This window comes from Parvibaculum sp. (genome assembly GCF_035511255.1).
Classification (GTDB): Bacteria; Pseudomonadota; Alphaproteobacteria; order Parvibaculales; family Parvibaculaceae; genus Parvibaculum.
The window spans coordinates 1-3,205 of sequence record NZ_DATKFR010000471.1; the positions used below are offsets into that span (position 1 = coordinate 1).

Consider the following 3,205-nt stretch of genomic DNA (forward strand, 5'->3'; position numbering starts at 1 on the left):
CGTCCGGTCTCGTCGCGGACGAGCGGATGGTGGCGATAGCGCGGCTCGGGAAGGTCGAGCAGCACCTGCAGCAGGCGATGGACATAGGTCGCGGGGAAGAGGTCCTGGCCGCGCGTGACGCAGGTGACGCCCTGGATCGCGTCGTCGACGGTGACGGCGAGATGATAGCTCGTCGGTACGTCCTTCCTCGCAATCACGACGTCGCCGAAGACCATCGGGTCGATGGGCAGGCGTCCATGCTCGCCGCGCGGGCCGCCTGTTTCTTCGAGAAAAGTGATCGGTCCGCCCGATTTTTCCTCGGCAAGGGCCAATGCCTTTTCCATGTCGAGACGCCAGGCATAGGTGCGGCCTTCCCACATCAGGCGGTTGAGTTCGGCGGCGGGCAGATCCTTGTAGAGGCCGGGATAGACCGGCGCGCCATCGGGATCGATCGGCCAGCGCGCATGGCCGACGCCGGAGGCTTCGATCGCATCGTGGATTTCCTTGCGCGTCGCGAAGCAGGGATAGACGACGCCCATGTCCCGCAACCGCTTCAAGGCAGCTTCATAGTCGGCGAAATGTTCCGACTGGCGGCGCACCGGACGTTCCCAGTCGAGGCCGAGCCAGGCGAGGTCTTCGTAGATGCCCTGCTCGTATTCGGGCCGGCAGCGGCCGATGTCGATGTCCTCGATGCGGAGCAGGAAGCGGCCGCCAAGCGACTTCGCGGTCTCATAAGCGAAAATCGCGGAATAGGCGTGGCCCAGATGCAGCCAGCCATTGGGGCTCGGCGCGAAGCGGATAACGGCGCGCTCATCTCTTCTTTGGTCGAGCGGCATTGAAAGCTCCGGGTCCCGGCCTACACTCGGCGATCCTTATAAACGAAGTCGATGAAACGAACGAGGTGGCGGGAATGACGACATTGACCGGGCCGTCGGTGCCGGCGGCGAGCGGCAGGACGGAACAGCTCGTCATTCTCGCCCATGGTTACGGCGCCGACGGCAACGATCTCATCAGCCTCGCGCCCTACTGGCAGAGGCTTCTGCCGAATGCGGCCTTCATCGCGCCCAATGCGCCGGAGCGCTGCGACGTCGGTTTCGGCTATCAGTGGTTCCCGATCTCGCGGCTCGATCCGGTCGAAATCCTGCGGGGCATCCTGGCGGCCGCGCCTATCTTCGACCGCTTCATCGACGAGGAGCTTGCGCGGCACGGGCTCGACGAGACGAAGCTCGCGCTGGTCGGTTTCAGCCAGGGCACGATGATGTCGCTGCATGTCGGCCTACGGCGGAAGAGGGCGCCCGCGGCCATTGTCGGCTATTCGGGGGCGCTGGCGGGCGCGGAAAGGCTCGCGGATGAAATCGCCTGCCGACCGCCGATCCTGCTCGTCCATGGCGACATGGACGAGATGCTGCCGGTCTCCCGGATGCATCACGCGGCGGAAGCCCTGGGCGCCGCCGGCCTCTCCGTCCGCTGGCATGTTTCGCGGGGGCTCGGCCATGGCATCGATCCCGAAGGGCTCGAACTCGGCGGGCAATTTCTGATGGATGCATTCGCCGGCTCACTCATGGCCGCCGGTGCCTGAACTGTCCACAACAGGTCAAGTGGCTTCACAAAGCCGTTGCACTAGATATAGTAAGGTTAGTGACAATTCGGGACGCGGTCCCCGTTGGACCGATGCGATCCCCAGGAGGGCGGCGTGCACGGTTCGTTTGCCAACCCGGATAGTTGTCCGGCCCTGGTGCTGAATGCGGATTACAGGCCGCTCAGCTATTACCCCCTCTCGCTCTGGTCCTGGCAGGATGCGATCAAGGCGGTCTGCATGGATCGCGTCAACATCGTCTCGAGCTACGAGACTTTCGTGCGTTCGCCCAGCTTCGAGATGCAGCTGCCGAGCGTCGTCTCGCTCAAATCCTATGTGAAGCCCGCACGCTTCCCGGCCTTCACGCGGTTCAATCTCTTCCTGCGCGACTGTTTCTCCTGCCAGTATTGCGGACATCGCCACGATCTCACCTTCGATCATGTGATCCCGCGTTCGCGCGGCGGCCAGACGACGTGGGAAAATGTCGTGACGGCCTGCGCGCCCTGCAACCTGAAAAAGGGCGGGCACATGCCGGAGCAGGCGAAGATGTTTCCGCTGCAGGCGCCGTTCCGGCCGAGCGTCACCGATCTGCACAAGAACGGGCGGCATTTCCCGCCGAACTATCTGCACGAGAGCTGGCAGGATTATCTCTACTGGGACAGCGAACTCGAGCCGTGAGGTTGATGTCGATCGCCAAGTGTCTTCCCGGCCTTGTGCCGGGATCCAGGGGCCGCTCGGGCAGAATTTGACGCCCCTGGACCCCGGGACGAAGCCCGGGGTGACGAGAAAGCGGTTGTCGAAAAACGGCAACCAACCTCAGGCCTTCTCCGACAGTTTGATCGCGACCTTGCAGCCGGCGCGGATGACGGCGGAGAGCAGCGTGTAGCCGGGCGCTTCCTTCGCGCCCTTCTCGATCGCCTCGTCGCGGTGCTGCACTTCTTCCAGCCGGAAGCGTTCGATGGTTTCGCGAAGCGCCGATTCCTCCGTGCCCATCGCATCCAGCTTCTTCACCTGCTGGGCGTAATGTTCGTCGATGACGTCTTCGACCGCCTCGGTGCAGGCGTGAGCGGCCTTTTCGCCCATCAGCGCGGTGGCGGCGCCGAGGGCGAAGCCCGCGACATGCCAGATCGGCGCGAAGGCGGTGGGCCTCACGCCGCGCTCATTGATGATGTCCGTGAAGCGGGCGAGATGGACCTCTTCTTCCTTCGCCATGCGCGTCAGGGATTCGACGGTGTCCTGCTTTCCGGCCAGATATTTGTAGACGGCGAGCTGGCCGGAATAGATGCGCACCGCGCCATATTCGCCGGCATGATCGACGCGCAGGATTTCCTCGATCGCATCGGTCTTCGTCCGGCCGGGCTGGGCCGAGCGGGGCGTGGGTTTCGGCCTTCTATCGGGCTGCCTCGGCATCATTCATATCCATGGGCTTCGCGCTCGAAGCGCAGGACGGGAAGCGCCGACAGCACGAAGAGCGCGAGCGAGATCAGGAAATTGTAGCCGGCGAGCGAAATGCCGAAGAGCGTCCAGGCCGCCTTGTCGCATTGGGGCGGGCGAGATCCACCCTGCAGCTGCGCCTGCAGATCCGCCAGCGAATTCGAGACGAGGCCGCTCGACGTACAATCGGAGGGACCCGCCCACCATTTGTATTCG

General features: G+C 64.0%; 5 protein-coding genes. 2 read left to right on the forward strand and 3 right to left on the reverse strand.

Going from position 1 to position 3,205, the window contains the following annotated elements; translation table 11 throughout:
• Nucleotides 1-815: tRNA glutamyl-Q(34) synthetase GluQRS (gene gluQRS / locus VMR03_RS17455; RefSeq protein WP_325407480.1), on the reverse strand; the 815-nt coding region annotated here is incomplete at its 3' end.
• A 74-nt stretch (nt 816-889) separates the two neighbouring features.
• Here gluQRS and VMR03_RS17460 point away from each other — a divergent pair.
• Entirely contained in the window at nt 890-1,558 is a 669-nt protein-coding gene (locus VMR03_RS17460) for an alpha/beta hydrolase (RefSeq protein ID WP_325407482.1), read from the forward strand.
• A gap of 114 nt (nt 1,559-1,672) precedes the next feature.
• On the forward strand, nt 1,673-2,233 hold the full coding sequence (locus tag VMR03_RS17465) for an HNH endonuclease (protein WP_325407485.1): 561 nt from the start codon (nt 1,673-1,675) through the stop codon (nt 2,231-2,233).
• A 138-nt stretch (nt 2,234-2,371) separates the two neighbouring features.
• Here VMR03_RS17465 and VMR03_RS17470 read toward each other — a convergent pair whose 3' ends face one another.
• Both VMR03_RS17470 and VMR03_RS17475 read right to left on the reverse strand, forming a co-directional pair.
• Nucleotides 2,372-2,968, reverse strand: a complete 597-nt coding sequence (locus VMR03_RS17470) for a demethoxyubiquinone hydroxylase family protein (RefSeq protein WP_325407487.1) — start codon at nt 2,966-2,968, stop codon at nt 2,372-2,374.
• A partial coding sequence (locus VMR03_RS17475) for a disulfide bond formation protein B (RefSeq protein WP_325407489.1) occupies nt 2,965-3,205 on the reverse strand: 241 nt, incomplete at its 5' end. The genes VMR03_RS17475 and VMR03_RS17470, both read right to left, overlap by 4 nt.

What these genes read in the sequence shown, in the direction of transcription:
- VMR03_RS17470 (WP_325407487.1), bottom strand. Translation starts at nt 2,968, where the DNA reads ATGATGCCGAGGCAGCCCGATAGAAGGCCGAAACCCACGCCCCGCTCG.
- VMR03_RS17460 (WP_325407482.1), top strand. Translation starts at nt 890, where the DNA reads ATGACGACATTGACCGGGCCGTCGGTGCCGGCGGCGAGCGGCAGGACG.